The sequence below is a fragment of the Cetobacterium sp. ZOR0034 genome (assembly GCF_000799075.1).
In the GTDB taxonomy this organism is placed as follows: domain Bacteria; phylum Fusobacteriota; class Fusobacteriia; order Fusobacteriales; family Fusobacteriaceae; genus Cetobacterium_A.
The window spans coordinates 1-26,774 of sequence record NZ_JTLI01000054.1; the positions used below are offsets into that span (position 1 = coordinate 1).

General features: G+C 29.6%; 27 protein-coding genes and 1 pseudogene. 22 read left to right on the forward strand and 6 right to left on the reverse strand.

Annotated features, from left to right (window positions below; translation table 11 throughout):
* Positions 1–98 precede the first annotated feature (98 nt).
* Genes L992_RS10245 through L992_RS10310 form a run of 14 tightly spaced genes read left to right on the forward strand, consistent with a single transcriptional unit; the run spans position 99 to position 14,082 of the window.
* Positions 99–485: a VOC family protein gene (locus L992_RS10245; protein ID WP_047382067.1), complete on the forward strand. Its 387-nt coding sequence runs from the start codon at positions 99–101 to the stop codon at positions 483–485.
* A gap of 3 nt (positions 486–488) precedes the next feature.
* Positions 489–1,754, forward strand: coding sequence for an SLC13 family permease (locus tag L992_RS10250; RefSeq protein WP_047382066.1), 1,266 nt, complete (start codon positions 489–491; stop codon positions 1,752–1,754).
* A gap of 14 nt (positions 1,755–1,768) precedes the next feature.
* Positions 1,769–3,010: a glycerate kinase gene (locus L992_RS10255; protein ID WP_081982859.1), complete on the forward strand. Its 1,242-nt coding sequence runs from the start codon at positions 1,769–1,771 to the stop codon at positions 3,008–3,010.
* Between the two features lie 11 nt (positions 3,011–3,021).
* Entirely contained in the window at positions 3,022–4,122 is a 1,101-nt protein-coding gene (locus L992_RS10260; protein ID WP_047382063.1) for an amidohydrolase, read from the forward strand.
* A gap of 1 nt (position 4,123) precedes the next feature.
* Complete coding sequence (locus L992_RS10265) at positions 4,124–5,698, forward strand: AbgT family transporter (RefSeq protein WP_047382061.1); 1,575 nt, start codon at positions 4,124–4,126, stop codon at positions 5,696–5,698.
* Positions 5,699–5,723: 25 nt separating this feature from the next.
* A complete protein-coding gene (locus L992_RS13180; RefSeq protein ID WP_052191692.1) occupies positions 5,724–6,566 on the forward strand; it encodes an esterase family protein in 843 nt (280 codons plus the stop codon).
* A 13-nt stretch (positions 6,567–6,579) separates the two neighbouring features.
* On the forward strand, positions 6,580–7,845 hold the full coding sequence (locus L992_RS10275) for an SLC13 family permease (RefSeq protein WP_052191691.1): 1,266 nt from the start codon (positions 6,580–6,582) through the stop codon (positions 7,843–7,845).
* Positions 7,846–7,862: 17 nt separating this feature from the next.
* Positions 7,863–9,143, forward strand: coding sequence for a 3-isopropylmalate dehydratase large subunit (locus L992_RS10280; RefSeq protein ID WP_047382059.1), 1,281 nt, complete (start codon positions 7,863–7,865; stop codon positions 9,141–9,143).
* A gap of 2 nt (positions 9,144–9,145) precedes the next feature.
* On the forward strand, positions 9,146–9,631 hold the full coding sequence (locus tag L992_RS10285; RefSeq protein ID WP_047382057.1) for a 3-isopropylmalate dehydratase: 486 nt from the start codon (positions 9,146–9,148) through the stop codon (positions 9,629–9,631).
* 17 nt (positions 9,632–9,648) lie between these two features.
* A complete protein-coding gene (locus tag L992_RS10290) occupies positions 9,649–10,269 on the forward strand; it encodes a nucleoside recognition domain-containing protein (protein WP_047382056.1) in 621 nt (206 codons plus the stop codon).
* Between the two features lie 17 nt (positions 10,270–10,286).
* Positions 10,287–10,736 carry a YjiG family protein gene (locus tag L992_RS10295; protein WP_156110684.1) on the forward strand — a complete coding sequence of 150 codons (450 nt, stop codon included), beginning with the start codon at positions 10,287–10,289 and terminating at the stop codon, positions 10,734–10,736.
* A gap of 22 nt (positions 10,737–10,758) precedes the next feature.
* Complete coding sequence (locus L992_RS10300; protein ID WP_052193974.1) at positions 10,759–12,357, forward strand: amidohydrolase; 1,599 nt, start codon at positions 10,759–10,761, stop codon at positions 12,355–12,357.
* A gap of 14 nt (positions 12,358–12,371) precedes the next feature.
* Positions 12,372–13,544 carry a 2-methylaconitate cis-trans isomerase PrpF family protein gene (locus L992_RS10305; RefSeq protein ID WP_052191689.1) on the forward strand — a complete coding sequence of 391 codons (1,173 nt, stop codon included), beginning with the start codon at positions 12,372–12,374 and terminating at the stop codon, positions 13,542–13,544.
* Positions 13,545–13,569: 25 nt separating this feature from the next.
* Positions 13,570–14,082 (forward strand): nitroreductase family protein, encoded by a 513-nt coding sequence (locus L992_RS10310; RefSeq protein WP_047382054.1) that lies wholly within the window; start codon positions 13,570–13,572, stop codon positions 14,080–14,082.
* A gap of 76 nt (positions 14,083–14,158) precedes the next feature.
* On the opposite strand, the gene L992_RS10315 is transcribed toward L992_RS10310, so the two are convergent.
* Together L992_RS10315 and L992_RS13565 are read right to left on the reverse strand one after the other, a co-directional pair.
* Complete coding sequence (locus L992_RS10315; protein WP_047382053.1) at positions 14,159–14,800, reverse strand: flavodoxin family protein; 642 nt, start codon at positions 14,798–14,800, stop codon at positions 14,159–14,161.
* A 28-nt stretch (positions 14,801–14,828) separates the two neighbouring features.
* Positions 14,829–14,966, reverse strand: coding sequence for a hypothetical protein (locus L992_RS13565; protein WP_156110685.1), 138 nt, complete (start codon positions 14,964–14,966; stop codon positions 14,829–14,831).
* Positions 14,967–15,121: 155 nt separating this feature from the next.
* On the opposite strand from L992_RS13565, the gene L992_RS10320 reads away from it, so the two are divergent.
* Genes L992_RS10320 through L992_RS10330 form a run of 3 tightly spaced genes read left to right on the forward strand, consistent with a single transcriptional unit; the run spans position 15,122 to position 17,016 of the window.
* Positions 15,122–15,724 (forward strand): LysE family translocator, encoded by a 603-nt coding sequence (locus L992_RS10320; protein WP_047382052.1) that lies wholly within the window; start codon positions 15,122–15,124, stop codon positions 15,722–15,724.
* 10 nt (positions 15,725–15,734) lie between these two features.
* Positions 15,735–16,463, forward strand: a complete 729-nt coding sequence (locus L992_RS10325; RefSeq protein ID WP_047382051.1) for an SDR family oxidoreductase — start codon at positions 15,735–15,737, stop codon at positions 16,461–16,463.
* The gene (locus L992_RS10330) at positions 16,456–17,016 is read left to right on the forward strand and encodes a DUF4269 domain-containing protein (protein WP_047382050.1); all 561 of its coding nucleotides are present in this window, start codon (positions 16,456–16,458) and stop codon (positions 17,014–17,016) included. Before L992_RS10325 ends, L992_RS10330 begins: the two co-directional genes overlap by 8 nt.
* 63 nt (positions 17,017–17,079) lie before the next feature.
* Here the strand turns inward: L992_RS10330 and L992_RS10335 are convergent, their stop codons facing one another.
* Together L992_RS10335 and L992_RS10340 are read right to left on the reverse strand one after the other, a co-directional pair.
* Positions 17,080–18,255: a M20 family metallopeptidase gene (locus L992_RS10335; protein ID WP_047382048.1), complete on the reverse strand. Its 1,176-nt coding sequence runs from the start codon at positions 18,253–18,255 to the stop codon at positions 17,080–17,082.
* Positions 18,256–18,270: 15 nt separating this feature from the next.
* Complete coding sequence (locus L992_RS10340; RefSeq protein WP_047382047.1) at positions 18,271–19,674, reverse strand: YfcC family protein; 1,404 nt, start codon at positions 19,672–19,674, stop codon at positions 18,271–18,273.
* A 218-nt stretch (positions 19,675–19,892) separates the two neighbouring features.
* Here L992_RS10340 and L992_RS10345 point away from each other — a divergent pair, with 218 nt between their 5' ends.
* The 3 genes and pseudogenes from L992_RS10345 to msrB form a co-directional block, all read left to right on the forward strand.
* Positions 19,893–20,729 (forward strand): MurR/RpiR family transcriptional regulator, encoded by an 837-nt coding sequence (locus tag L992_RS10345; protein ID WP_047382045.1) that lies wholly within the window; start codon positions 19,893–19,895, stop codon positions 20,727–20,729.
* 127 nt (positions 20,730–20,856) lie between these two features.
* Positions 20,857–21,405, forward strand: coding sequence for a glutathione peroxidase (locus L992_RS10350; RefSeq protein ID WP_047382043.1), 549 nt, complete (start codon positions 20,857–20,859; stop codon positions 21,403–21,405).
* Positions 21,406–21,571: 166 nt separating this feature from the next.
* A pseudogene (gene msrB, locus L992_RS10355) lies at positions 21,572–22,003 on the forward strand (peptide-methionine (R)-S-oxide reductase MsrB); the annotation flags it as partial.
* A gap of 151 nt (positions 22,004–22,154) precedes the next feature.
* On the opposite strand, the gene L992_RS10360 reads toward msrB, so the two are convergent.
* Positions 22,155–22,994: a prephenate dehydratase domain-containing protein gene (locus L992_RS10360; protein ID WP_047396098.1), complete on the reverse strand. Its 840-nt coding sequence runs from the start codon at positions 22,992–22,994 to the stop codon at positions 22,155–22,157.
* Positions 22,995–22,999: 5 nt separating this feature from the next.
* The gene (locus tag L992_RS10365) at positions 23,000–24,508 is read right to left on the reverse strand and encodes an ABC transporter substrate-binding protein (RefSeq protein WP_047396101.1); all 1,509 of its coding nucleotides are present in this window, start codon (positions 24,506–24,508) and stop codon (positions 23,000–23,002) included.
* 274 nt (positions 24,509–24,782) lie between these two features.
* On the opposite strand from L992_RS10365, the gene L992_RS10370 reads away from it, so the two are divergent.
* Together L992_RS10370 and L992_RS10375 are read left to right on the forward strand one after the other, a co-directional pair.
* A complete protein-coding gene (locus tag L992_RS10370) occupies positions 24,783–25,220 on the forward strand; it encodes a hypothetical protein (protein ID WP_047396104.1) in 438 nt (145 codons plus the stop codon).
* A gap of 1 nt (position 25,221) precedes the next feature.
* Complete coding sequence (locus L992_RS10375) at positions 25,222–26,757, forward strand: toxin-antitoxin system YwqK family antitoxin (RefSeq protein ID WP_197053417.1); 1,536 nt, start codon at positions 25,222–25,224, stop codon at positions 26,755–26,757.
* Positions 26,758–26,774: the final 17 nt, after the last annotated feature.

The window sequence follows — 26,774 nt, forward strand, 5'->3', positions numbered from 1 at the left end:
TATTGGTTGGTCGAATAACTATTATACCTCAAAGGATTGGAGTAGTTTCAATAAATTTTAAGTTAACAGAAACAAAATAAAAAAAAGGGGAAATAGATATGAAAATAAAAAATTTAGATCATTTGGTTATAACGACAAATCATTTAGAAAAATGTTTATATTTTTATGTAGATATATTAGGAATGGAGTTGGATAATCGAAACGACAGATATGCAGTTAAATTCGGAAATCAAAAAATAAATATTCATAGAGAGAAAGCAGAGTTTTTACCAGCAGCAAAAAATGTAACTTTTGGAAGTGCAGATATCTGTTTAATTGCAGAGGGAAATATTCATGATATCTATAAAGAACTGGAAGAAAAAAATGTTCCAATTGAATTAGGGATAGTTTCAAGAACAGGAGCTATGGGAAAAATCGAAAGTATCTATTTAAGAGATGCTGACGAAAATTTAGTTGAAATAAGTACTTATACAGGGGAGGAGTAAAATATGAATCCTGGTTTTATAGCTCTTATAACCCTATTTTTAGTTATAGCTTTAGGATTTTTGAAAAAAATAAATGTCGGAATATTAGCAATAACAGGAGCTGGAATTCTTTCATATTTGAACTCTAACTTTGAGCCTAGAAACATAGGAAGAGGATTCAGTGGTTCTTTATTTTTAACACTATTGGGAATCTCTTTTTTATTTTGTATTGTTCAAAATAATGGAGTTTTGGAAAAAATAGTTAAATCTTTTGTAATAAGAATAGGAAAAAAAATCTTTTTAATACCAATAATCATATATTTGGTTGGATTGCTTGTAGCAGCAGTAGGACCAGGATGTATTCCAGCAGTTATTCTTGTTTTAGCTATATCAGTTCCACTTTCTCACAAAAGTGGATACAATCCTGTGATGTTGATGTTGATTGGGTCTGCAGCAACATATGCAGGAAGATTCACAAGTATAACTCCTGAAGGAATTTTAGTAAGTAAACTTTTAAATGATCAAGGTATAACAGATATAATTAAACCTCTTTTTATAAATGCAACAATAGTAACAGTGTTGTTATCAATTATATTTTTCTTTGCATATAAAGGACATCAGGTAAAAGCAATAGAAGATGTAAATTCAACTCAAGAAGGTGAAAATCTTGAATTTGATAAAAATGATAAGTTATGTTTATTAGGGATAGCTATTTTGATTATATTTATAACAATTTTTAAAATGGATGTAGGAATAAGTGGCTTTATAATAGGCGTATTTTTGATTCTAATGAAAGTGGATACAGAGAAGAATGTTTTAAGAATTATTCCATGGAATACTATAGTTATGGTAACAGGGGTAGGAGTATTGATGAGTTTTGTAATATCTTCTGGAGGAATAAAACTTTTAACAGAATATTTATCAGCTATTATGGGGAATAGAACTGCGGGAATGATTTCTGGAATAATGGCAGGAAGTATGAGTTGGTTTTCATCAACATTAGGGGTTGTTTTACCTACGTTATTACCAACAGTAGGCGGAATAATTGAAAACTTAGGAAACAGTATTCCAGCAGCCGATATAGTGACATCCATTGCAGTTACATCATCTTTTGCCGGATTTTCACCTATGAGTACAATTGGGGCTCTTATAATATCGGCACTGTCAAGTGACGCTATTTTTTCAAAACTAGACTCCAAAAAAATTTTTATAGAACTTTTAGGATGGAGTGTATTTTGTGTAGCGTTCGTTCCAATAATGTCTTTGTTGGGATTGTTTAGATTTATTTAATAAAGGAGAATCTTATGAAAGTATTAGTGGCAATTGACTCGTTTAAAGGAAGTTTAAGTTCTTTAGAACTTGGAGAAGCGATAGAAGAAGGAATAAAGAAGGTTTATATAGATGCAGAAGTGACAAAGATACCTATAGCAGATGGTGGAGAGGGAACAGTGGTCTCTTTAGTAGAAGGAACTAATGGTGAATTTGTATCATTGAAAGTCAATAATCCACTTATGGAAAAGATTGAGGCTAGATATGGAATAATGGGGGATAAAAAAACTGCAGTTATAGAGATGGCGGAAGCTTCAGGATTGACATTGGTTCCAATTCAAAAAAGAAATCCTATGAAAACTACGACTTATGGAACAGGAGAGTTAATAAAAAATGCAATAGAAAAAGGATGTAGAGAGTTCATAATTGGAATAGGAGGAAGTGCAACAAATGATGCAGGACTAGGAATGTTACAAGCTTTAGGATATAAATTTTTAGATAAAGATAAAGTAGAGTTAGGATTTGGAGGAGAAATTTTATCTAAAGTTAAATATATTGATTCGTCAGAGGCAATTTCAGAATTAAAAAAATGTAAATTTTTAATAGCTTGTGATGTAGATAATACTTTTTATGGTGAGAATGGAGCTGCTGAAATTTATTCGAGACAAAAAGGTGCAACAGAAGAGATGGTAAAAAAACTAGATAAAGGATTAAAACATTTAGCAGAAGTTATAAAAAAAGAGATCAAGATAGATATATCAAATTTATCTGGAGCAGGTGCTGCAGGAGGTTTAGGAGGAGGTTTAGTAGCTTTTTTAAATGGAAAGCTATCTCCGGGTATAGAGATTGTGTTGGAAAAAGTTGGAATAGAAAACAAAATACAAGATGTGGATTTTGTTATAACTGGAGAGGGAAGATTAGATAATCAAACTGCTATGGGAAAAGCTCCAATAGGAGTTGCAAAGATAGCTAAAAAATTTGATGTTCCAGTCATTGCAATTGCAGGAGGAGTTACAGAAGATGCTTGGAAAACACATGAAAAAGGAATAGATAGCTTTTTTTCAGTGATAAATTACCCTATTACATTGAAGGAGGCTATGAGAAAAGAAAACGCTCACAAATTTGTCAAATCAAATATAGAAGAGATATTTAGACTTATAAAAGTTTGTGAGAAGAAAAATTTTTATAAAAATATATTAAAAAATAAAACTAAAAAGTTTTCAACAAAAGAGTTGTTTGACTTGATAATCTTTACTCTAGAGGATAAAAAAAATTAAGGAGGAAGAAATTGGGAAAAAATTATGTAGAACAACTATTTGATAGATTACACGAGATTCCTGAAAGAGGTTTTGAAGAATTTGAAACATCTAAAATATTAATTTCAGAATTGGAAAAATATGACTTCAAAATACATAAGAAAGTAGGAGGAACAGGAATAGTTGCTATTTATGATAGTGGTAAACCAGGGCCAATACTAGCTTTGAGAGCAGATATGGATGCATTAGAGTTTATAGTTGATGGAAGGGTTGTTAATATACATGCGTGTGGCCACGATGCTAACTGTGCAATGGTTATGGCAGCTGCAAAATATTGTAAAGAAAAAGGTATAAAAAAAGGTATTTTAAAAATTATATTTCAACCAGCAGAAGAATTAACGGGTGGAGCTTTAGCTATGTTAAAAGATCCAAGATTAGGAAAGATTGATGAGTTAATTGGAATTCATTTGAGACCAATCGAAGATATGAAACTTGGAGAAGCTTCAGAAGCTGTTTATCACTCTGCAACAGTTCAACTTAGATATAAAATTAAAGGACTTTCTGCTCATGGAGCAAGACCACATTTAGGAGTTAGTGCTTTAGAGGCGGCTGTATTAGCCACAAATGCTGTTAATTCAATAAAGATAAATCCAGCAGTAAATCATTCTATTAAAGTTACAAATATCTCTGTTGAAGGTAGAACATATAATAAAATTCCTTCAGAAGCATTATTGGCTTTAGATATAAGATCTGAATCAAATGAAGTTATGTCGATAATGAAGGAAAAAGTAAAAGTTGCGGTTGATATGGCAACGAAATCTATCGGAGCTACAGCAGAAGAGGTATATTTCGGAGAAGTGATTGCTGCTACTTATGATGAGGAGATGGTTCAAACTTGTAAAATAGCTATAGAAAAAGTATTGGGAAAAAGTTATGGGCGAATGGTTAATTATGGAGGTGAAGATTTCCATTATTTCACAAGAGATTTGAAGTGTAAGAGTTCCTATTTAGGTATTGGAGCAGAAGCAGTGCCAGGATTACACCATGAAAAAATGACATTTAAAAAAGAAGCTTTAACAATTGGTGAAAAAATATTGATTGAAATAGTTTCTGAACGTCTTGGGGTTGTTTAAAATGGAGATTTCAGAAAAAAGTAGTTTTAATAAAAGATTTATAAATAGATTTTTAAATGTTGTAGAGTTGATAGGTAATAAATTACCTCATCCAGTGGTACTCTTTTTAATTTTATCAATTGTGATTATTATTATCTCTGAAATTGCATTAAGGTCAAATTTAAATGTAACATATATAGGATTCAATAGAGTGACGAGCAATATTGAAGAGATGAACGTAAGGGTTAGAAGTCTTTTGAGTTCTTCTGGAGTTTTGTTTTTATTTTCTAATTTTACGAATAATTATATAAATTATGCACCGTTGGGATTGATGTTAGTAACTATAGCAGGAGTTGGATTAACGGAAAAAACAGGGCTTTTAGTAGTAATCTTAAAAAAAATTTTAATAAAAACAAATCCAAGATATATAACTTTTGTTTTAATTTTTTTAGGAGTAATGTCTAACGTTGCTGCAGATGCGATAGGATATCTGATTTTAATTCCACTTGGAGCTAAAATTTTTAAGGCTTTGAACAGGCATCCGTTAGCAGGTTTTGCAGCTACATTTTATGGAGTATCAGCAGGCTTTGCAGCAAATTTATTGATAGGTCCAGGAGATGCTATTGTTTCAGGAATAAGTACTGAAGCAGCTAAAATTTTTATTCCAAACTATACGGTTTTGCCTACTTCTAATTGGTATTTTATGATAATCTCCACTTTTTTACTTTCAGTAATCGGGGTATTTATAACTGAAAAAATGATAGAACCTAGGCTTGGTAGATATGATAGGTTAAACTCTGAAGAAAGTGAAGAGGAGAATGATATTAACTTAGAGAGTTCGCTATCAAGTGAAGAGGAGAAAGGATTAAAATTTTCTGTGATAACAATCATCGTATATATATTAGTGATGTTAATGATGCTGGTACCTGAAAATGGGGTTTTAAGAGATAACGGAAATATAAATACATTTCTTTCGAGAGGATTAATGCCAGCTATTATGTTGTTTTTTATGCTCCCAGGAACAGTTTATGGAATTGTAACTAAACAGATAACAGATTCATCATCTTTTTCTAAAATGATAATTCAATCTTTAAGTGAAGTGGGAGGATTTTTAGCATTTGCATTATTTGCATCACAATTTATAGTTTATTTTAACTATACTAATTTAGGAATTATCGCAGCTGTTAAAGGTGCAGAATTATTAAAAGAGTTTAATTTAGTTGGACTGCCATTAATTGTACTATTTTTATTGTTAACTTGTATTTTAAATCTATTTATGGGATCGGCATCTGCAAAGTGGTCAATAATGGCACCCGTATTTGTTCCAATGTTTTATAACTTAGGATTGACTCCTGAGTTTACTCAGTTGATTTTTAGAGTTGGAGACTCAAGCACAAATATAATATCTCCATTAATGACTTATTTTGCAATAATTCTTGTGTTTTTACAAAAGTATGATAAAAAAGCTGGAATAGGAAGCATAATATCTTTAATGCTTCCCTATACAGTAGTTACAATTTTGAGTTGGGGCTTATTATTAATAGGATGGTATTATTTGAATATACCTATAGGACCAAATTCGCTTGTAAGATTGTAGTAAATATCTAGGGAGCGTGTATAGAATGTTGAAGAAAAAATTGTGTTTAATAGGACTTTTGGTATTGTCGTTGACACCTTTTGGGAAAGGAGAATTAGAAGACGGAACTATTTACTCGGATGTTTTGAAGAGAAATATTTCGTATAAAGCATACATTCCTAAAGGTTATGAAAAAGGAAGAGATTTTCCAATTTTATTTCTTTTTCATGGTTTGAATGGTGATCAGAATAGTTGGTTAGGAGAAAAAAATGGAGATATAGTAAAAATTTTAGATAAACTTATAAATACAAAAAAAATAAAACCGATGGTTGTAGTGATGCCTGCTGCTGGAAACTCATGGTATGTAGATGGAAAAGAATCAATAAAAACAGCTTTTAAAAGAGATTTTTTTCCTGAAATAGATAAGCAATATAAAGTTTCGACAGATAGAATGGATAGAGGATTAGGTGGAGTATCTATGGGAGGTGCTGGAGTGATGACATTTTTCTTAGATGACCCTGAAAAATTTGGAAATCTTTTGTTAATGAGTCCTGCACTTTTTGAAGAACTTGCACCAAGACACACAGCAGTATCACCTGTAACTCAGGAAGATATAAAAAGAGAATACTATAAAAATCATTGGAAAAATTACGAGGAGAAAGAATTGAAAACTAATGTATTTTTAATAGTTGGAGATAAGGATAACTTAGAAGATAAATATGGTGAGAAAATATATCAAAAAAATGTTCTTGAACTTTTTGAAGCTTTTAGAGCAAAAAATGATGTTCCAAATTTAAGAATAGTTGATGGGGAGCATGAATGGAGCGTTTGGAGACAAGGATTAGAAGAGGGGATAGAGGTAACTTTTGGAAAAAAATTAGATAAATAAAGGAGAGGTGTCAGTGGGGATTCAAATTGGAGCATTATTTTTTTTGATATTTACTATAACTTTAGGTTTTTTAAAAAAAATGAATATAGGGGTTTTAGCGTTAGGAACATCATTGGTTTTGGGTTATATAGGAAATGTTCCAACTAGAGATATAATTAGAGGATTTAATTCATCTTTATTTTTGATGTTAGCTGGTGTGAGTATGTTGTTTGGAATAGCACAGCATAATGGAACATTAAAATTGATAGTTGTAAAAATGATTCAAATTTCTGGAAAAAGAGCGTATTTAATGCCTCTTATGATGTATGTGGTTATGTATCTTATAACTTTTTTAGGTGCAGGGACAATAGCGGGATTTGCCTTGTCGGCACTTTTTGGAATACCATTAGCAAAAGAGTTGGATTCAGATCCATTTTTGCTTACAACAATGGGACAGTTGGGATCCATTGGTGGCGGAATTGCCCCTTGGGCTCCAACAGGAATAATAGGATTAGAATTAGCTAGGAATGCTGGTATTACAGGAAATTTATCAACAACAATGATGATAAATACATTTTTAGCAACAGCATTTGCAAGCATAATATCATATATATTTTTAAAAGGATATAAATTAAAATCATCAACTAAAGAAACAGAAAAATCGAAGTTTAATAGAGATCAATTGATTACACTTTTAGCAATTTTAATAATGGTTATAGGTGTTGCAGGATTTAATATGAATATAGGTTTTTTATCCTTTTTTATAAGTGTAATTTTGATTTTTTTAAAGGTTGGAACTGAAAAAGAAGCACTTTCTTCAATACCATGGAATACACTGCTTTTGATATCAGGAATGGGAATTTTGATGAACCTGGTTGTTCTTTTAGGAGGAATAAAATTATTAGCAGATACATTAGCATTATTGATGACTCCAAAAACTTCGGCTTCAATTTTAGCTTTAACCTCAGGTGTAATGAGTTTGTTTAGTTCAACATCAGGGGTTGTTATGCCTACGATGATTCCAACAATTCCAGTGATACAAGAAACTTTAAATCTTCAAAACATAATTCCAGGAGCGCTACTTTTATCAGCTGTTATAAACGGATCATCGCCATCGGGATTAAGTCCTGTTTCAACAGGAGGAGCTTTTGTTATGGCATCTTACTCAGAGTTTTATGAAGTGAAAGGTGACGATTTTGCACAAAAATTTAAAAAACTTTTTATAATTTCTATGATGAATATGTTGATAGTAGTTCTATTTATTTTAATTGGAGGTTTTAATTTAACAATTTATAGTTAACAGGAGGATAATTGAGGATGACATTAACAGAAAAAATTTTGGCAAGAGCTGCTGGAGTTGAAAAAATAAAAGCAGGAGACATTGTTTGGGTAGATGTAGATCAAGCTATGATGGATGATATTTTAGGACCAAGAATAGAAATAGCTGAAAAAATGAAAGCGTTAAAGTTAAAAATTTGGAATCCTGAAAAAGTGACGATTATTTCAGATCATTATACTCCACCTGCAAATGCTCATCAGGCAAGTATTGTAAAATTCACAAGAGATTGGGCAAAAGAGTATGGAGTAAAAAACTATTACGAATTTGCAGGACCATGCCACCAAGTTATGGTTGAAAAAATGAGAGTTTTACCTGGGGAAGTTATTTTAGGAACTGATAGTCATACTTGTACCTATGGAGCTTTATCAGCATTTTCAACAGGGATTGGTTCGACTGAGATGCTTGGAGTTTTAGCTACAGGAAAAATATGGTTGAAAGTGCCTGAAACAATAAAAATTGAATTTAAAGGAAAAATTCCTAAAGGAGTAATGGCTAAAGATTTAATACTATCAGCTATAGGAAAAATAGGTCATGCGGGTGCAACTTATAAAGCAATGGAGTTTTCAGGAGAAGCAATAGAAAGCTTAATCATGGATGAGAGATTATGTATTACGAATATGGCTGTTGAAGCAGGAGCAAAAAATGGGATTATAAAATATGATGAGATTACAAAAAAATATTTAGAGTCATTGAATATAGATATAAAAAATAAGGATGTAGAATTCTTATCTGAAGATGGTGATGGAAAATATTTAGAAAAAATTGTAATTGATGTAGAAAAGTTAGAACCCCTATGCTCTTGCCCTCATGAAGTTGATAATGTTATAAAGGCAAAAGAATTAAAGAATATTAAAATTGATCAAGCTTATATAGGATCATGTACAGGTGGAAGATATAACGACTTGAAAATAGCGGCAGACTTCATAAAAGGGAAAAAGATAGCAGAGGGAACTAGATTGCTAATATCTCCAGCTTCAAAAGAGATATGGGATAGATGTGCAAAAGATGGAATTTTACAAATTTTATCAGATGCTGGAGCAACTGTATTAGCTTCGAGCTGTGGAGCTTGTTTAGGAATACATTCAGGAGCACTTGGAGAGGGAGAAACTTGTATATCTTCAACTAATAGAAACTTTATAGGAAGAATGGGAAGTAAAAAAAGTTCGGTATATTTAGCTTCACCACTTACAGTAATTGCCTCAGCGATTAAAGGAGAGATTGTTGATCCTAGATTTTTATCAAATGAGGAGGGTGTATAGTAATGAAGATAAATGGGAGAAGCTTAAAATATGGAGATAATATAAATACAGATATTATTTCGCCACCGGCTTATATGGAGTTACCTATAAAAGAGGCAGCTAAATATACAATGAGTCCGATTGATACAGAGTTTTCAACAATTTGTGAACCAGGGGATATTTTTGTAGCTGAAAATAATTTAGGGTCGGGTTCAAGTAGAGAAACAGCACCTTTAATGCTAAAAGAATTAGGGATAAAAGTAGTAATTGCAAAATCTTTTGCTAGAATCTTTTATAGAAATTGTATAAATTTAGGAATTTTAGCAATTCAATGTGAAGAAACAGAGAAAATTGAGATGTTTGATAATTTAGAAATAGATTATATCAATGGAATAATTTTTAACAAGAATAAAAATGAGAGATATCGTTGTGAAAAAATACCTCAACACATAATGGAGTTTGTTGAAATGGATGGTTTGATAAATTATTTAAAGAAAAACTTGAAATAAAACTGGAGGGATAAGATTTGAAAGATGGAAAAAATCAAATTGTAGGCTATATAGCATTAATTTTTATAATTGTTTTCTTTTCGGGATTATTTTCTTCAGAAGATGGAATTTTGAAAGTTTTCGATTTTTCCACTTTAAGTGGAAGCTTTGGAACGATGAGTAGAAGTACAGCAACATTTCAAGGAATAGCAGGGGATGGAGCTAAACATGGATTTTTGTTTGCGTTGAGCCTAGTTCCAGCAGTTATGTTTGCCTTAGGTGTGGTAAATGTAGTTGAAGCATATGGTGGATTAAAGGCTGGTGAAAAATTGTTGACACCAATTTTGAAACCTATACTTGGAATTTCAGGAATATTTTCAGTAGTGCTAATAACAAGTCTTCAAAGTATGGATGCAACGGCAGGATTAATTAATACTTTAGAAGAGAAAAAATTAATTACTCCAAAAGAAAAATATATAGCAGCAGCATTTGCATTTTCAGCTGGAGGAACTATAGTAAATTATTTTGCAGTTATGTCGGGGTTATTTGATTATATAAATGTTTCAATTGGCTTTCCATTAGTAATAATTTTTGGATTGAAATTTTTTGGAGCAAACCTTATGAGAGCGTATGTAACCTTTGTAAAGAAATCTATATGATATAGAAGGGGATGCAGATGAAAAAAAATATTTTTGATTATTTTATTGAAGGGTGCAGAAAAGGTTTTGATATAGGTATTAATAGTATAATTCCAAATGTTATGATGGCATTCATAATAATAAAAATACTTCAAGTAACTAATTTGTTAGAGCATATTGGAAAAGTTTTTGGACCTATTATGGGAATTTTTGGATTACCAGGAGAAACCATTACAGTTTTATTAAGCGCATGGCTATCTATGGCTGGTGGTGTTGGAGTGTTAATTGGACTATTTGATTTAGGTATTGTAGGACAAAAAGAGATAACCATAATTTTTCCTGCTATTGCATTGATGGGAGCTCAAATTCAATACATGGGGCGTCTACTTGGACCAATCGGAATAAGAGCAAATGACTATTTAATATTTTTTGGGATTTCAATTTTCAATGCTTCACTGGCTATGTTAATAATGAAAGTTTTATTGTGAAAAATCTTAAAAGGAGGTCAAAGTGAGAGAGACGATTTATTATGGTGGAGAAATAATTGTTTTTAATGAAGAGAGATATGTAGAAGCTGTGTATGTAAAAAATGGTTTGATTGAAGAGTTAGGAAAAACAGGAGAATTATTAAAGAAGTATCACAAAGCAGCATTATTTGATCTAGAAGGAAAAACATTAATTCCAGGTTTTTTTGATGCACATAGTCACTACTTTCAAGTTGGTTTAAGAGAGGGCACAGAAATAAATTTGAATAGTTATCCTATCGGAAAAATAAAAAAGTTTGAAGAAATTTTATTAAAAATAAAGCAAAAAGCTCAAAAAACTGAAAAAGGTGAATTGATAAAAGGATTCGGATTTGATGACTCTAATCTAGAAGATGGAAGATTTTTAACAAGAAAAGATTTAGATGAAATATCAGATGTTCATCCAATAATTATTAGACATATATCAGGGCATATACATTTTTTAAATACAATGGGATTGAGAATGCTTCAAATAGATGATTTTGCTGAAAACCCTGCAGATGGTATTTTTGTTAAAGATGTTGATGGGAAAGTAAATGGTGTAATAGAAGAAGCTTTAGATTTATTGAATATATATTTAGCTAAAGTAACAAATGAAGATGAAAAAGTAGCAATTGAAACAGCAAATAAGATATATTCAAAAGCTGGAATAACAACTGCGAGTACTGGAGCGACAAGAACACTTAAGGAGATTGATTTACTAAAGTGGGGACAAGAAAATAAAGTTATAAAATCCAGAATTATTTTGAATAGAAATATAGCTTTAATTGACAAATTAGATGACTTTAAATTTGATGATATGCTGATGAAAGGAACTGGAAAAACTTATCAAGATGGTTCAATTCAAGGATATACTGGTTATTTGACAAAACCATATTTTAAAGTACCAAAAGATAAAGATGAAACTTACAGAGGATATCCGATGTGGCCTAAAGATGAATTAATAAAAACTGTCAAAGCATTTCATGATAGAGGAGAACAAGTATATATCCATGGAAATGGAGATGCAGCAATAGATGATATTTTAGATGCTTTTGAAGAGTGTCAAACTAAGAATCCTGTTTCAGATGCTAGACATGTGGTCATTCACTCTCAAATGGCTAGGGAAGATCAGTTAGATAGAATGAAAAAATTAGGAGTTATTCCATCTTTTTATATATTACATACCTATTATTGGGGAGATAGACATGTAAATATTTTCATGGGACCAGATAGAGCTATGAGAATGAGTCCTTGTAAAAGTGCTCTTGATAGGGGAATTATATTTACACTTCATTCAGATTCACCTGTAGTTCCAATGGAACCATTGAAAATAATCTGGTCAGCAGTAAATAGATTGTCAACTACCGGAAGAGTGATTGGAGAAAAGCAAAAGATATCTGTTGAAGATGCATTGAAAGCATCAACTCTAAATTCAGCATATCAGTATAAACTAGAAAATGTTTTAGGCTCAATAGAGAAAGGTAAATTCGCAGATTTTGTTGTATTGTCTGAAAATATTTATAAATGTGATCCATTGAAAATTAAAGATATCGAGATTTTAAAAACTATTGTTAATGATGAAGTAATATATTCAAAAGATTAAAAAGGAGGAAATAAATGAAGTGTTGTTATTTTGAAAAAGAATCACTTGAAATAAAGTGTTCTATTGTTAGAGGTGGAACGAGTAAAGGGATTTTTATAATGGAAAACGAATTGCCAAAAGATCAAAAGTTAAGAGATAAAATTATTTTATCAATTTTTGGAAGTCCAGATGTGAGACAAATAGATGGCCTTGGCGGTGCAGATACATTAACAAGTAAATTAGCTATAATAGGACCATCAACAAGAAAAGATGCGGATATAGATTATACTTTTGGACAGGTTAGTTTTGTAGATAGTTTTGTGGATTATGGTGGAAATTGTGGAAATATATCTTCTGGAGTAGGAGTTTATGCTGTTAATAATGGATTGGTAGAAGCGATTGAACCGATAACTAAAGTAAAAGTTCATTTAACAAATACAAAAAGAATATTAGAGGTTGAAGTACCAGTTAAAAACGGAAAAGCAATAGTTAATGGAGATTTTAAAATTGATGGAGTTCCAGGTACAGGAGCAAAGATAACTCTTGATTGGTCAGATGTTGTAGGTGGGATAACAGGGAAATTACTTCCAACAGGTAATGCAAAAGATATTATTAGTATTGGAAATGAGAGTTTTGAAGTATCTGTGGTTGACGCTGGAAATATAGTTATATTTATAGAAGCAGAAAAACTTGGATTAATAGGTACAGAAACAGCATCAGAGATAGATAACAATAAAGAATTGATGAATAAAATAGAGAGAATAAGAGGAGAGATTTGCTTTAAATTAGGCTTAGTTGACTCGTGGGAAAAAGCAGCAAAAGAAACACCGTATCAACCATTTTTTGCAATGGTGAGTAGATCACAAAATTATAAAGCTTTTAATGGAATTGAAGTTTCAAAAGAGGATGTAGATATAGTTTCTAGATTAGTATTTATGCTAAAGATGCATAAAACATATCCTGTAACTGGCACTGTAGGAACGGGAGCAATAGCAAGAGTAAAGGGAAGTATAGTTTATAACTTACTTTCACAAAGAGGAAAGGAAAATGATAAAATAGAGATAGGTCATCCAGGAGGAGTTATTCCTGTGGAATCAACAGCGGAGTACATAGATAATGAATGTAAGATTACAAGACTTGGAGTGTATAGAACTGCTAGAATTATTTTGGATGGACGAGTTTTTGTAAATTTAGAAAGTATAAAATAATGTTGTTAGTTTTGAAGGAGGAATCGTGGATTTTTTAGCAAGAAGATCGATTAGAAAGTATATTTCAAAAGACATAGAAAATGAAAAACTGAATGAAATTTTAAAGGCTGGATTATCTTCTCCAACAGGTAAAAATATAAAACCATTTGAATTGATTGTGGTGAAAAATAAAGAAAAATTAAAAAAAATGGCAAAGGCAAAAGATAGTGGTAGTGGATCGATGCTAGAAGGAGCAAATTTAGGAATAGTTGTTTTAGGAGATCCAGAGAAATCAAATCTATGGAATGAAGATTGTTCTATTGTATCTTTTTCAATTTTACTAAAAGCTTTTGATTTAGGAATTGGAGGATGTTGGGTCAATGTGAAAGGGCATAAACATTCGAGCACCTTATCTTCTGAAGAATATCTTACTAATTTATTAAATATTCCTAAGAATTTAAAGATAGTATCAATAATCTCTTTAGGATATCCAGATGAACAAAAAGTAGCATATGAAGATAAAGATTTAGATTTTTCTAAAATACATTTTGAAAATTAATAATAAAAAACGATACCTGAATTAATTAAATTTTGGTATCGTTTTTATTTTTATTTCTCTAAAATTTTATTTGCGTTTATACTTTATCATTTTTTATATTGTTTAAAAGTATTACGCTCTTTTTTATTTCAAATAAAGATTGATTTTGTTCTTCTAGTGTTTTTGGTAAGTGATGTGGTTCTATTTTATCAATAAAACCATGATCTTTAACAACTTTTCCTATAGAGCAAGTTAATCCAAAGCCACATGTATAGCATTGAGAGTAACCTTCAATAAACATTTCTTTTATAATAGACATAAAATTATACTTACTCATAAATTTTTTTAATTCTTCATTAACAGAACTTGTGCCAATTTCATTATAGCCAATACTTATAATAACACCTAGTTTTCCAGCTAATCCTAAAAATTCATTATGTCTAAAAGAATAAGTTCTTTCCCAAAAACTATGAGAAATAGCATTTAAAGTTCCAAAATAATTAGGAGCTCCAAAAATTATTTTATCAGCTTTTAACATTTTATTAGCAATCTCATGGAAATCATCTTGGATTATGCAAATATTATCTTTGGCACAGGCGGTACATCCCAAGCAACCTCCTATTTTTTTTCCAGATAATGATATAAATTCAGTTTCTTCATTACAATTTTCTAATATTTTTTTTATAACTTTAGAAGTTATTCCATTAGTTCGGCCACTTCCACTAATTCCAAGAATCATAAAAATCCTCCTAACTATATTTAAAAAACTATAAGTTTATATTCTTCTGAATATGACTTCCACTCTCTTTCCACAAATTTAATTTTTCATTTTTTCCAATACCTATAGATTCATTAGCTAAAGATATGCTAGAAATTAAAAGAGCAAGAATTAAAAAATTTTTCATAAAACATCAACTCCTTTTTATTTTAGATTACCATGCTTTTATAATTAATGTAAATTAGTTACAAAAAAGTAACCAGTTTAATATTTTAATTTACACTTAAAAATATTTCTGTTATTATTTGTAGAAGATTAATTCTAGATAAATGGAGGGATTTTATGCTGATTGAAGGTTTTAAATTTGGGATGTTATTACAACTTGCTATTGGTCCAGTTTGCCTTTATATATTTTCATTAGGAGTCAACGAAAGTTTTATACATACTTTATTTGGAGTTTTAGGAGTCGTTCTTGCTGATGCAATGTATATAATTTTAGCTATTTTAGGAATTTCATCATTTATAAAAAATGAAAAAACTCAAAAATCTTTTAATTTATTAGGAGCTGGTATTGTTATTATTTTTGGACTTCAATTAATTTTAGGATATTTTAATCTTTCTATATTGCCAAGTATCAATCTATTTAAAGATTTTAATTCTAATCTTCCTTTTTTAAAAGCTTTCTTTTTAACAGCTGCTAATCCTATGACAATTCTTTTCTGGATAGGTGTTTTTAGTACTAAGTTAAATGAAAACTTTTTAGATAAAAAATCAATTTTACTATTTTCTATAGGTTCTCTTTTGGCTACTTTAATATTTTTAAGTTTTATTGGATTTATAGGTTCTTTGAGTAGTAATTTTTTAAATAAAAATATTTTATCTACATTAAATCTGAGTGTTGGGCTAGCTTTAATGTATTTTGGAATAAAAAAAATAAAAAAATAAAGGTGGTAAAATGAAAAAAAATTTTTCAAATAATATATGTATTATTACTGGTGGTGCTGGTGGTATTGGGTACCATCTTTCAGAGGGATTCCGTCAGAAGGGATACAAAGTAGTCGTTTTAGATATAAAAAAACATAATGAACTATCTTCAGATATAGACTTCATACAGGTTGATCTTAGATCAGAAACTGAGATAAAAAATTCATTCTCTAAAATTGTTGAAAAATATGGAAATGCTCATATACTTATAAATAATGCTGCCATATCAACTTTTAATAAAAATATTGAAGATATCTCTATAGATGAGTTCGACGATGTTATAAATGTTAATTTGCGTGGAAGTTTTATCTGTTGTAAAGAGTTTATAAAAATAAATAAAGGAGAAATTTATGGTAGAATAATAAATATCACTTCTACTAGATGGAATCAAAATGAATCTAATTGGGAAGCTTATGGAGCTTCTAAAGGCGGTTTAGTCTCTTTAACTAACACTCTTGCTGTTTCTTTAGCCAAAACACCTATAACTGTTAATGCTATTAGCCCTGGATGGATACAAGTTGAAAATTATAATACTTTGACTGCAACAGATCATTCACAACACCCATCAGGAAGAGTTGGAACTCCTCGGGATATTCTTAATGCATGTTTATTTTTATCTGATATTGAAAATGACTTTATAAATGCAGCAAATATAATCATTGATGGTGGTATGAGTAAAAAAATGATTTATAATGACTAAAATCAATTTCCAAAGTATAGAATACCTTTCTTTTGGAAATGAAAAACAGAAAAAAAGTTATAAGATATTATCAGAGTTAGAAATTTTTGAAACACTTAAAAATTTCACTCCAATTTTAGTTGGAACTATTCCTTTAGGTGTTGATAACGAAAAAAGTGATTTGGATATAGTCTGTTATTTTACAAATATTCTAGATTTTAGAAAGCTTATAGAAGAAAATTTTTCAAAACAAAAAAATTTTTCTATTAGAGAGGATCTATTTAAAAATAATCTATTAGTAGCTAACTTTTTTATAGACGAAATGGAAATAGAGATTTATGGTAGCCATATAAACTCTACCCAAACAAATGGTTATCGACATATGATAATCGAAGATAGAATATTACAATTAGCAGACTCTAAATTCCGTCAAAAAATAATCGAACTAAAAAAAGATGGCATGAAAACAGAACCAGCCTTTGCCTTTCTATTAAAATTAGAGGGTAATCCATATGATAAGATACTCGAATTAGAAAATTACTCAGACTATGAATTAATTAAGCTATTACTTTAAATAGTTTTAAAATAAAAACAGTCGGTATATAAAAAATATACCGACTATTTCTATATGTTTTATCTATATTTTCTCACTTTTTTCTTTATTAGCTTTAAACTCTTCTTTCACTTTTCTAAATAGTTCTTCATCTTGAATTAAATCATAAGCTGTCCCTGCTAAAATTTTAGCTCCAAATATTATTGCATCATGAGCTTCTTTACTTTTACCTGCACATAAAAATTCTTCTGAATGCGATGAAGTCCCTTTAGGCACAAATGCAACTCTTATACATGAACCTGGTACTTGATACATTACGTTTCCAAAGTCTGTTGAACCAGTTTTTTCTCTAGGGGGAGATAATCTAGGTGCATCAACCAATTTGGCATTATCCATTAGGATTTGATTTAGCTCTAATACTGGTATCTTGTTATTTAACCTTTTTGTTTCTATAATCTCATACTCTGTTTCAGTCATAAGAGAAGCTCCTTGTACCACCTTAGAAAACCTCTCAATAATATGATCTAAATAAAATCTATCATAAGACCTTATACTTACTTTTGCTTCCGCATATTTAGGAACCACATTTGCAGGACCACCTGCATTTGTTATTGTATAGTGTATTTTTACATCATCTCTCATATGCTCTCTTAAAAATTCAATTCCTTGGAACAGTAAAATTAAGCCATCTAAAGCACTTCTTCCCTTTTCTGGAGCTAAAGCTGCATGCGAGCTTATTCCATGAAATTTTATTGTAAAATTTGAAAGAGCTAAAGATTTTACATCTGTTGTTGTGTCAGGGGCTCCATGCATCATAAGTGCTACATCTATATCTTGGAAACATCCCTCTTGAAGCATTTTCACCTTTGCTCCTACAGTTTCCTCTGCTGGAGTTCCATACACAACAATTTTATAATTTTTATCTTTCAATGAGTCTCTTAAACTTAAAGCGGCTCCTATAACACTTGGTCCTTGAAGATGATGAGCACATCCATGTCCCATACCTTCTAAAGCATCATACTCACACAACAAACCAATTGAAGGTCCAAAATTTCCAACTTCATATGTTGCTTTAAAAGCTGTTTCAAATCCTCCTATTCCCATTTCAATTTCAAATCCATTGTTTTTTAAAATCTCTACAATTTTCTTTGAACTTTTAAACTCTTCTAATCCTAGTTCAGGATTATCAAAAATAAAATCACTTAGGTTGGTTAATTCATCTTTTAATCTTTCAACTCTGTCAAAAATTTTTTGCTTCATATCTTTCTCCTTTAATTAAAATGGACCGTATCCTATCCAGTTTGCTATTGTTATTAGTATTGATCCTGTAACTATCCAAAGTAAAAATAGTTTTCCCATATATCTCATCCAAGCTTCATAAGAAACATTAGCTATAGCAAGGAATCCCATAAGTGCTGAAGATGTTGGTAAAACATAGTTACTTAATCCATCTCCAAAATTAAATGCCAATACTGCTGTTTGTCTAGTCATACCTATAATATCAGCTACAGGAAGCATTATCGGCATTGTAACTGCTGCTTGACCACTTCCTGATGTAACTAATCCATTTATAAATAGTTGCATTAAAAACATTCCTGTTGATTGGAATGAGTGTGGTAATGATGCTAACATATTTCCTAAATAATAAACTGATGTATCTAATATTTTACCATCTGTCAAAATAATCGATATTGTTCTAGCTATACCTATTATTAAAGCCCCAAATATAAGTCCTTTAGCTCCATTCACAAATTCTTTTGCTATAGTACTTGGTGAAAATCCATATGCAAGGCCTCCTAAGATAGCCATCCAAATAAATAATCCTGCACTTTGATTCAATCCCCAATGCCAAGCTGTTCCACCATATATTAAAACACCAAATAGTGCTACTACTATTATTAAAACTAAGTAATGTCTGCTCTCTATCTCTGGCATTACATCTTGATTATTTTCAAGAGTATTTTCTAATTTTTCTAAATCACTAACCACGCTTAACTCTGGATTCTTTTTTATTTTTTTAGCATAGTTTAGTATATATATATTTGTGACAATTAAAAAAACAATCAAACTGAATACTCTATATCCTAATCCTGAGAACATAGGCAATCCAGCTAGAGCTTGTGCTACTCCTGTTGTAAAAGGATTGAATGTTCCTGTACTAAATCCTATTGCTCCACCCAAAGCAACCATTGAAATTCCAACTATCGCATCATACCCCATCGATCTTGCTAATATTATTGCGACTGGAGCAAATCCTATAAATGTATTAACTCCAATACTCATGCAAGCTATGGCAAATATTGTTGTAAATGCTGGAATTAAAAAACTTTCTTTATCGCCAAAAGTTTTTGTTACCTTAGCTGTAAGAGCCTGAAACATCCCTGTTTTTATTATCACATGAAATGCTCCCCCAACAATTAAAACCAAAAATACAATACTGCTTGATTGATTTAATCCATCTACAATCTTGAATGGAATATCTAAAAAATTAACAGGAGTATTTTTTATAAAAGCGAATTGATCTGCCACAATTATAGTTCTTCCTGTAACCACATCTTTTACTCTTGGAAATTGACCTGCTGGAACAATCCAAGTTAGTAATGTTGCAAAAATTATTAACCCCAAAATAATTACATACGTGTGTGGAAAGCTAATTTTCTTTTTCTCTTTTTGATTCATTCTACCCTCCAAAAATATTTTTTAAAAAACATTTCCGCGAAAAATTGTTTATCTATAAACAAAATATACATACTTTATTTCAATAAGTCAATCTTTTTTTGAATTTTTTGTTTGATTTACAGTTTTTTAGACTTATAAAAATATATAAATATTTATTATTCATATATAAACAAAAATATGTTAAGCTATATTGTAAATAATATTTTAAGGAGCGTTTTATGATTTGTTCTCTAGAAAAAAGAATACAAAATAAAAATTTGACTAAAACAGAAACTCTTATCGCAGATTTTTTCTGTAATAATAAAAATAGAATATATTTCTTAACATCAATTGATATTGCCAAAGAATTAAATATTAGTGATACCTCTGTTATCAGATTTGTAAAATCATTAGGATTTAAAAACTTTAAAGATTTCAAAAATAATTTAAAAGAGGAAGTTAGTAATAAAATTCTTACTCCATCAGAAAAACTAAGCTTAAATGAAGAGATTTTAAATAAAAACAATTTAATTGAAACATTTAGAAATTCGATTATTAATAATCTTGATGAAACTCTAAATAATGATTCGTTTGACAAAATAAAAAAAGCTATACACATACTAAATACCTCTAATAAAAAATATGTAATTGGATTCAAAAGTACATCTGGTATTGCTTCATTTTTTGGTTTACGTCTAGGTTTTATTTTAAACAATGTAATTACTCATAGTCAAAACAATTCTGAACTTATAAAAAATATAGTTGACATACAAAAAGATGATTGTTTACTTCTTATCTCTCATCCTAAATATTCAAAAACTTACTCTCTTCTAATTGAATTAGCTAAAAAAGCTAATGCTAAAGTGATTGTTATAACCGACAAAACAACTTCACCTGTTGCTAATTTAGGAGATATCACTCTTTTCACCGATATAAGAGGGATAAGTTATTTCAATTCTATTATATCTACTCAAGCTTTAATTGAATTTATACTAACTACTATGAGTAAAAATTTAGATAACTATTCTAAAGAACGTTTACAAAAAATAAATGATTTATTAAATGAAAATAAATAAAATTGATTAAAAAAATAAAAAGCAACTAGATAATATTTAATAACTAGTTACTAAAAAGCAACTAATTTACAATAATCTTAACTATATGATATTCTTTAAAAAATAAATAAAAAAGGAGAGAATACTAATGAAAAACATTTATGATTTTAAAGTAAAAGATTCAAACGGTAATGAAATTTCACTTGAAGAGTATAAAGGAAAAACTCTTTTGATTATAAATACCGCAACACACTGTGGGTATACTCCTCAATATGAAGAATTACAGTTATTATATACAAAATATAAAGAGAAAGGTTTTGAGATATTAGATTTTCCATCTAATCAATTTGGAGAACAAACTCCCGAAGAAAATTCTGAAATCTTAAATTTTTGTAATATTAATTTCGGTGTTAAATTTAAAATTTTTTCTAAGATTGATGTAAATGGAAATAACTCCTCTGATTTATTTAAATTTTTGAGATTGAAGGCTCCAAAAGCAGATGAAACAAAAGATTCTTTAGAATTATACAAAAGACTTAAAGAAAAGAGAAATTTTATAACAGTAGATGATGAAATAAAATGGAACTTTACAAAATTTTTAGTTAATAAAAAAGGTGATGTAATAAAAAGATTTTCACCAACAGATACTCCTTTAAGTTTCGAAAAAGATATCGTCAAACTGCTTGAAGAGAAATAAAAAATTAAATTTGTGAAAAGAGATTGAAAATCATATTTAGATGAATATAACTTATAGTTTTTTTATATGAACAGGAGAGAATAGTATGAAACTAAAATTTTTTATAGGAGTTGGAATTATGATTGGAACTTTAGCTTTTGGAGATTGGAAAGATTTTAAAAAACCGAGTGATGCTGAATTGAAATCAAGACTTACTAATATACAGTATGAAGTTACTCAGAAAAATGGCACTGAACCTCCGTTTGAAAACTTGTATAATGATAATAAAAAAATGGGTATCTATGTAGATATTGTTTCAGGAGAACCTCTTTTTTCATCTAATGACAAATATGAATCCGGAACTGGTTGGCCAAGTTTTACAAAGCCTTTAGTTTCTGAAAATATAGTGTTGAAAAAGGATTTTAAACTTATCTGGCCAAGAACAGAGGTGAGAAGCAAGCATGCAAATTCTCATTTAGGACACGTATTTAATGATGGACCAGCACCCACGGGAAAGAGATATTGTATGAACTCTGCTGCACTTAGATTTATTCCTTTAGAAGAGTTAGAGAAAGAGGGATACGGAGAGTTTTTAAAAGAGTTTGAGGTGAAAAAATGAATAGAGCAAAATCGTTAGTGGTATTGATGTTGAATCTATAAAGGTTAACTATGATAGTGATAAAATAAGTTATTCTCAGTTTTTAGAAAAGGTTTGGGGGAAGTAGAAGGTTATAAAAAAAGTGCCATTTAAATTTGGCACTTTTTCTTTATTATGTCAGGATTTTACATTTTTTATAACTACCGTAAACTTTTAGTTTTTTTACTTCTTTAGTTATATTATTTAAAGCTTTTTTCAAATTGTCATGAGATAAATTTCCTTCTAAATCAATATAGAAATTATATGAAAAAGTCCCGTCACCTATAGGTCTTGATTCGATTTTTGTAAGATTTATTTTATGATTATAAAACTCACCTAACACTTTATACAAACTTCCAATTTCATGTTTTAATTTTATTCCGACTGTAATTTTATTATTATCAGGATGACTTTTTAAATTTGACTGGATAACAATAAATCTTGTTTTATTGTTTTCATTATCATTTATGTTCTCTTTAAGAATTTTTAAATTATTAATTTTACAAGCACGATTACTTCCAATAGCAGCTTTCTCTAAAGAGTTAGAATCCTTTATATATTTTACACTTAGAGCTGTATTGTGGTAGTGAATATGTTTTACGTCACTTAAAGAATCTATAAAGATTTTACTCTGTTCAAATCCTTGAGGATGAGAGTAAATCTCTTTGATATTCTCTAGGGTAGAATTTTTATTGCCGATTAGATTTTGAATTATTTTTATACAAACCTCTCCAACTATAAAAAGATCATACTTATCTAATAAATCATAAACTAAGTTGATAGATCCTGTAGTTGAATTTTCAATAGGTAAAATACCATACTCAATCTCTTCATTTTTAAGGTTTATAAAAACGTCTTCGAATGTTTTATAATTTTTAGCTTCAATATCTTCCCCAAAATATTGAAACATAGCTTCTTGACTAAATGCTCCCTCGATTCCTTGATAACCGACTACAATCTTTTTATTTTTCACTTATCTCACCTCTTATCGACTTTATAATATCTGTGCATTCCACTCGGATGAGGTTCGAAGCCAGATATATTTTTATTGACTCCAGCAATAACTTTTCTTGTAAATGATATTGCCATAACTCCATCCTCTTGAATAAGTTTTGCAGCTTTTTGATAGTAGCTCTCTCTTTTTTGGTCATCTATCTCCTCTTTAGCTAGCTTTAAAAGTTGGTTAACCTCTGTATTTGAATAGAAGAATCTATTTCCAGCAGGACCTATAAATTTTTCATTGAAAACAGTTAATGCTTCCTCAGCATCCCCAGTTGGAGATGTCTTACCAAGATGGAAAAGCTGGTGTTTTCCATTTGATGTTTCACTTATAAAAGTTCCCCACTCTAAAGGATTTATAGTTAGATTTATTCCAATCTCTTTTAATTGAGCTTGAATAATTTGAGATATTTGCATACTGTCACTGTTACTGTGGATTGTTATAGATAGATTTAGATTCTCTTTGTTTTCAACTTTTTCTAAATACTCTTTAGCTTTTGCAATATCTTGATTATAGACAGCTCTATCATCTGTGTATCCAAACATATTTGAAGCTAAAGGAGAGTTGATACTTTCAGCGTATTTTCCTAAAACTGTACCTAAAATCTCATCAGCATTTAAGGCATAGATTATTGCCATTCTTAAATTTTTATCTTTTAATTTTGAATCATTCATGTTGAAACCGATGAACTCTATTGCTAGAGGATCAACTGTCATAAGAGTTAAGTTCTGATTGTTTTGAACTTGTTCAGCGTCTATAGGTGAAACAGCATAAGCTACATGGAGTTCCTCTGTTTCTAATCCAATAACTCTATTGGTAGCTTCAGGAATACTTCTGAAAACTAATTTGTCGATGTTTGGTTTTTTAAAAGGATGATTAACATTACTTTTTAAGGTAATTTTATCTCCAGTTATCCATTCCTCTAAAATGAAAGCACCTGTTCCAATAGGATGTTGTCCAAAATTAGTTCCAGATTCAGTGACAGCTTTTTCGCTTACAATAGATGCTCCAGGGTCAGCTAAAAATTTTAAAAGAGTTTTTGTAGGATATTTTGTATTAATATCAAAAGTTTCATCATCAACTTTTTGAAGAGTGTCTATACTCTCACCAATAACTCCAACTATTTTTGAGTTTTTAACTCTGTTTAAAGAAAAGATAACATCTTCAACTTTTAAAGGGTCTCCATTATGGAAGAACACATTTTTCTTTAGCTTCATTCTAATTTTAGTCGGAGTTATATATTCCCAACTTTCGGCTAATCCATCTTTTAAATTCATATCACTGTCAACTTCGACCAAAGTATCGTAAAGTTGAACGATAACCTCAAGTGATCTTTTGTCATTAGTACCTTGAGGATCTAAGCTTTTTGCTGCTCCAACTTGAGCTGCAACAACCTCTTTTTTAGATATTTCAGACTCTTTATTACCACAGGCGGTTAGTAGTGCTATTAACAATATTAAGCACAGTAAGTTTAATCTATTTTTCATAATCTATCTCTCCTTATATTTCGAAATCTAATTTTTTATATTCTAATATGTTATCATTTTTTCAAAGTTGTTCCTAGATAACTATTTTTTAAAAAAATTGTTCGTAAACTTTATTTTACCATTAGAGAAATAAAGTGTCAAATAGATAAATATGAAAATATCTGTTCGTTGAGTTAAAAAATATTATAAATAAAATCTTTAATATATTATTGAATTTAATAGATAAATGTATTAGTATTAAGATATATTTTATAAAGCAAACAAAGGGGTGGGTATGAACAAAATTATTTTAATTTTGATATATCTTTTATTTTTATCTATAGTTGATGCTTCAGCAACCACATTTGAAGATAGAAGCTTAATATTGAAAAATGACTTTTATAGTATCGAAGCGGTTTATATAAAAGATAACAAGATAAAAACATACAAAGAGTTTTCCAAAGAGCTTGGGATTCAAATTCAAATCAGTTTTGATGCTGAGGAAAATCCTGAAGAAATTTTAATTTTAGATGGTGGAGAGCAGCTTATAGCAACAGTGAAAAATTATGAAATTGAAAGTTTGTATACAAAAGCAGGAGAAGATAAAAGAGTAGTTCAAAAAGAGGAAGTTGATACGAGTATTATAGAAAATATAATGGAACAAATAAAATCTACTTTTTTTACAGATGAACTATGGTATAAAATTCAAGAGAGGGAAGATGTTGGAAAATAATATGTTTTTAAAAAAAATTGAGTTAAGTAGTGATGAAGGTTTTTATACAATTTATTATTTAAATAATGAAGAAGAGATAGAGTATTTAAATATTTCTTATAATAGTTTTACTAGTCGAAATGAAGATGAATATAGATATGTAGAATACTATTTAGATGATGAATATGCTTTAGAATATTGGGAGTTTTCTTCAGAGAATGTAGGAGTTATTAGAAGTATTTTTGACGAAGCCTCTTATGAAGATATAACTTTTGATACAATTAATAAAAATATAATAAAGATAGAAGTTTTTGAAAATATTACAAATAATTTAATGTCTCAACGTATTGTAACACCTACAGGATACAATACTCTTGTTATTAATCCAGCCTTAAAGGAGTATTGTGTTGAAAATTTTGAATTTGTAAAAAATGGTTATCGTTGTCTTTATAATGAAAAGGATGTTTTACTAGAAGAGCAGGAGTATGTCAACGGTGAAATTGTGGGAACTTCTAAATATTATTATGAGGATGGAAGTTTGAAATTTTTAACAAACTTGAACCAAACAATAGAATTTTATGAAACCGGAGAATTAAAAAGTAAAATATATAAATTTAAAAAGTTTTCAAAGATTGTGGAATATTATTTAAATGGAAATCTAAAGAGTGTAGGAACCTTAAATAATAGTAATGAATATATAGGAATGGGATGGACTTTTTATGAAGATGGTCAGTTAAAAAAGATCTGTTCTTATGTGGATAATTTAATAGATGGAGAGTATAAAGATTATTATAAAAACGGAATTGTAAAAACAGATAGTTTTTATAAATTAGGAAAAGAGAGTTGTGAGTTTAAAAGCTATTATGAGAATGGTCAAATAGAGTGTATCATAGACTTAGAAGATGGAAAGCGTTGTGGAAAGTTTTTGAAATATTATAAATCAGGGCAGTTACAGGATGAAACCTACTATTCTAATAATGCCCCAATAAACGATTCACTAATTTATTATGAAAATGGAAAACTATATGCCAAATTAGCTTATAAAAATGGATTAAGAGTTGGTATATCTGAGTGGTTTTATGAAACCGGAGAATTACAGTCGATTAACAAGTATGATTTAGTTGATGAGTCTTCATACTTAAACTATTCAAAATCATATTATAAATCAGGAGGAATAGAGAACTATATTCAGTGGGAAGATGCTCTTTGTGAACATAATCAAGAGGATTATTCATACAATGTTGTAGGTGGATATGAGAAATTAAATATCTCTTACTATGAGGATGGAAAGTTAAGAAAAAAACAGAAAATGATTGAAGAAAAGAGATATTCAATAGAGCGTTATGATGAAGATGAAGTTCTAACACAAAAGGGAGTTTTCTTTAGAGATCAGAATATATTTTATTGGATAGGAACATTACTAACATTTAATAAAAATAGATCTTTAAAAATAGTGACAAATTATTCAGAGAATGGAAAGTTTATAGATACGCATAACTATTTTAATGGTGCGACACGTTTCGTAATGAAAAGTTACGACATGTTAAAAGTAGCTTAGAATAAGCGAAATAACAG